The following is a 3,747-nucleotide window of genomic DNA, read 5'->3' as shown; positions in this document are numbered from 1 at the left end:
CCAAGAAAATGGATACTGTATGACACCAAGATAAAAGATGTTACTTTTAAGTTTTATATCGATAATAAAAAAGCTCAGGTTATGCTGGATATTGAGCCAAAAGAAGAAGAAAAGCGCAAGATTTATTATGAAAAAATTGAATCTTTAAAGACAATTTTGCTCGAAGACTATCTTCCCGAAGCAATTTTGGAGCGGAATTTTTATCTGGAAAACGGTAAAGTTATCAGCAGGATTTGGGTGGAAAAATTAGGCGTTAGCCTAAATAATAAAAATACATGGGGAGAAATTTTCAAGTTTTTTAGTGATACCATGACGCAGTTTGAACTCTTTTATTTGGAGCACGAAGATTATATCAAAGATTTAGAAATCAATACTTAACGCAATATTACATCTTTGATAACTTCTTTACCAAGTTCTTCGTTTATCATTTTGATAATCTTCTGTTTACCATAACTCAATTCTTCACGCAACACTGCCGAAGTCAGCGAAACATAAAGTGTCGTTCCTTTTAAAACGACTTCTTTAGTATAACTGTTGACACCATTTCCCATTAGCGATTTCCAGGCTTCTTCCACATCGATTTTGTCCATGCCACCCTGGAGTTTATTTTTTTCAATAAACTGTTTTAAAACATCGCCAATAGAACCTTCGTTGCTTACTCGTCTTGCCATTATTTTAATGAGAATGGTTTAAATTTTTTATAGGTGTATTCTATTTTTTCTTTGTTTTTCAATACTAAAGTTGAGTCTTCAATGGTTAGAATTTCTTCATCCCATTTGCCGAATTTGGTACTGTATTCTATGAAATAAGAGTTGTTTTTTTCTACTACTTTAATGTTTTCCTTGATGCCATTGGTTTGGAATTTCCCATCAAACTGCGGCATTACTTTTTGACGAAAGCCAATTATTTGATTGTCAGACTGAGCTTGTTGAAGTTCAAAATAATCGATAGTTTCATTGATTTTATAATCTTTGGTTTTACCGGTTGAGAACTTAACCTGCCTGATTTCCCAATAACCATTGAGCTTAGCGAGGTTTTCCTTTTTTACATTAGAATGACACGATATCAGCAGCAAAGCAAAAAGTAACAAACCTATTTTTTTCATTGATTGAGTTCTAATTGATGAATGACAAATTTAATTTTAAAATTTACAAAGTCATAGCAATGAAAATTAATATTATCAACATTAAACTATTTTATATCTTTAAAGTCCAAAGACAAATCTTTCCAAAATGAAATCGAAGATTCACGAACACCAATTCAAAACATTATTTAACATGGTGAGTAAAAAAATATACCTACTTCCTTTTCTTTTAGTTTTCCTTTCAAATTGTAGTTCAGATTCGTCTTCAAATCCTGTTGTTGAAGAACAAATGTATTTTCCACCTAATGATGGAAGTACAACCTGGACAACGAAATCTATTTCAGATTTAAGCTGGAATCAAAGTGCAGTGCAGCCTTTGTTGGATTATTTAGAATTGAAGCATTCCAAATCTTTTATCATTTTGGTGAACGGAAGAATTGTGATGGAAAATTATTTCAACGGGCTTGCTGCTACAACTCCATGGTATTGGGCAAGCGCCGGAAAAACATTGACCTCGACCATGACCGGAATTGCACAGCAAGATGGGTTCTTGAACATCAACGATAAAGTTTCTGATTATATAGGAACTGGTTGGACAAGCGAAACTTTAGCACAGGAAAATTTAATAACCAACAGACATTTACTGACTATGACTTCCGGAATTGATGATTATGTTGGCGGCGTTTATAGCGATGATGTGACGCCATCAAGTCTGAATTATAAAGCTGATGCCGGAACTCGTTGGGCTTACAGCAATGTGTATGTAAAATTGCAGGATGTTGTCGCTTCAGCTTCAGGACAAACCTGGAGTTCTTATTTCAATACGGCTTTGAGAGATAAATTAGGCATGACCGGAACTTGGATTCCGTCTGGAAATAATGTTGTTTATTGGAGCACTACAAGAAGCATGGCGCGTTTTGGACTGATGGCTTTGAACAAAGGAAAATGGAATACAACACAAATCGTTAACGAAGCCTATTTTAATCAAGCGACAACAACTTCACAAAATATTAATCTTGCTTATGGTTATTTATGGTGGCTGAATGGAAAAGCAAGTTATCATATGCCACAGGTTCAGACACAATTTCCGGGAAGTATCATTCCAACTGCACCAAACGATATGTTTATGGCATTGGGCAAAAATGATCAGAAGATTTATGTAATTCCGGGTAAAAAAATGGTAGTCATCAGAATGGGTGATGCCGCTGATGCTGAAAACTTAGCGTTATCTGATTTTGACGAAACGCTTTGGACAAAAATTAGTGCTTTGTATCAGTAACTACTTTCTAAATCTGATAACTGCGTAGACAAATAATACAAAAGCAAACAATCGTAAACCAAGGAAGATACTTGGCAATGGTTTTTGTATGAAATAAGACAATACCGCTATTCCAATACAGACAATTATTAATTTTAACGAGGATGATTCCCTAAAAAAAGATAAAACTTTACTCATAATTTTTTATTTAAAAAACGAATCTACGAATTCAAATTTATTAAAAACCTGCAAATCTTCAATGCCTTCACCTACTCCAATATATTTTACCGGAATTTGAAACTGGTCTGAAATTCCAATCACAACGCCGCCTTTGGCTGTTCCGTCAAGTTTAGTAACCGCAAGACATGAAACTTCAGTAGCAGCTGTAAATTGAGTAGCCTGTTCAAAAGCGTTTTGTCCGGTTGAACCATCCAAAACTAATAACACATCGTGTGGCGCATCTTCGACCACTTTTTGCATTACTCTTTTTACTTTGGTTAACTCATTCATCAAATTGACTTTATTGTGCAAACGACCAGCAGTATCTATGATTACAACATCGGCATTTTGCGTAACCGCACTTTGTAACGTATCAAAAGCAACCGAAGCAGGATCACTTCCCATTTGTTGTTTTACAATCGGGACACCTACTCTATCAGCCCAAATTTGCAATTGGTCAATCGCGGCAGCACGAAACGTATCGGCAGCACCAAGAACAACGCTATAACCAGATTTTTTTAATTGATAAGCCAACTTTCCAATAGTCGTAGTTTTTCCAACACCGTTAACGCCAACAACCATAATTACGTATGGCTTTTTGTTAGCTGGAATTGTAAAGTCTGTTTCTTCTCCTGATTTGGTTTCTGATAAAAGTCCGGCGATTTCTTCACGAAGGATTTGATTCAATTCATCAGTTCCCATATATTTATCGTTGGAAACACGCTCTTCGATTCGCTTTATGATTTTTAGTGTAGTATTTACACCAACATCTGAAGAAACTAAAACTTCCTCAAGATTATCCAAAACCTCATCATCAACTTTTGATTTTCCGGCAACGGCTTTGGTTAGTTTGGAAAAAAAAGTGGTCTTAGTTTGTTCTAAACCTTTGTCTAGTGTTTCTTTCTTTTCGGAGGAAAATATTCTTTTGAAAAAACTCATTTTTATTTATTGAAAGTGCAGGAATTGGGGCAAATATAAAAATAAAAAAGCTACTTCCGAATGAAAGTAGCTTTGATATAATATTTTTTTTGGAATTATTTCTTTTTAAGGAAACTATCCACTTCTTCTGGTGACATGATGCTTTCAACAAATGTGTAAGCTCCTGTTTTTGGAGATTTTACCATTTTGATAGCTTTTGATAATCTTTTAGAAGCTGTTTGAAGCGTTGCTACGGTTTTCTTTGCCA

Annotated in this window: 6 protein-coding genes; 2 read left to right on the top strand and 4 right to left on the bottom strand. The window is 34.8% G+C overall.

The genetic code is table 11. The annotated features are described in order from the left end of the window. Positions 1-378 (top strand): DUF4268 domain-containing protein (locus ABIQ27_RS00990; protein ID WP_348031201.1); only part of this gene is annotated, 378 nt, incomplete at its 5' end. Here the strand turns inward: ABIQ27_RS00990 and ABIQ27_RS00985 are convergent. After that, positions 375-671: a DUF721 domain-containing protein gene (locus tag ABIQ27_RS00985; RefSeq protein ID WP_348031199.1), complete on the bottom strand. Its 297-nt coding sequence runs from the start codon at positions 669-671 to the stop codon at positions 375-377. The two genes, ABIQ27_RS00990 and ABIQ27_RS00985, sit on opposite strands and share 4 nt — an antisense overlap. Then, entirely contained in the window at positions 671-1,105 is a 435-nt protein-coding gene (locus tag ABIQ27_RS00980; RefSeq protein WP_348031197.1) for a hypothetical protein, read from the bottom strand. The genes ABIQ27_RS00985 and ABIQ27_RS00980 overlap by 1 nt, the downstream gene beginning before the upstream one ends. Before the next feature lie 172 nt (positions 1,106-1,277). Between ABIQ27_RS00980 and ABIQ27_RS00975 the strand changes: the two genes are divergently transcribed. Continuing rightward, complete coding sequence (locus tag ABIQ27_RS00975; protein WP_348031205.1) at positions 1,278-2,363, top strand: serine hydrolase; 1,086 nt, start codon at positions 1,278-1,280, stop codon at positions 2,361-2,363. A gap of 183 nt (positions 2,364-2,546) precedes the next feature. Here the strand turns inward: ABIQ27_RS00975 and ftsY are convergent, their stop codons facing one another. Next, on the bottom strand, positions 2,547-3,500 hold the full coding sequence (ftsY, locus tag ABIQ27_RS00970) for a signal recognition particle-docking protein FtsY (protein WP_348031195.1): 954 nt from the start codon (positions 3,498-3,500) through the stop codon (positions 2,547-2,549). Positions 3,501-3,595: 95 nt separating this feature from the next. Continuing rightward, positions 3,596-3,747 (bottom strand): DUF4295 domain-containing protein (locus ABIQ27_RS00965; RefSeq protein ID WP_348031203.1); only part of this gene is annotated, 152 nt, incomplete at its 5' end.

Source organism: Flavobacterium sp., assembly GCF_039916025.1.
Lineage (GTDB): Bacteria > Bacteroidota > Bacteroidia > Flavobacteriales > Flavobacteriaceae > Flavobacterium.
The sequence above is the reverse complement of the archived record's forward strand: the minus strand, read 5'-3'. Positions and strand labels throughout refer to the sequence as shown.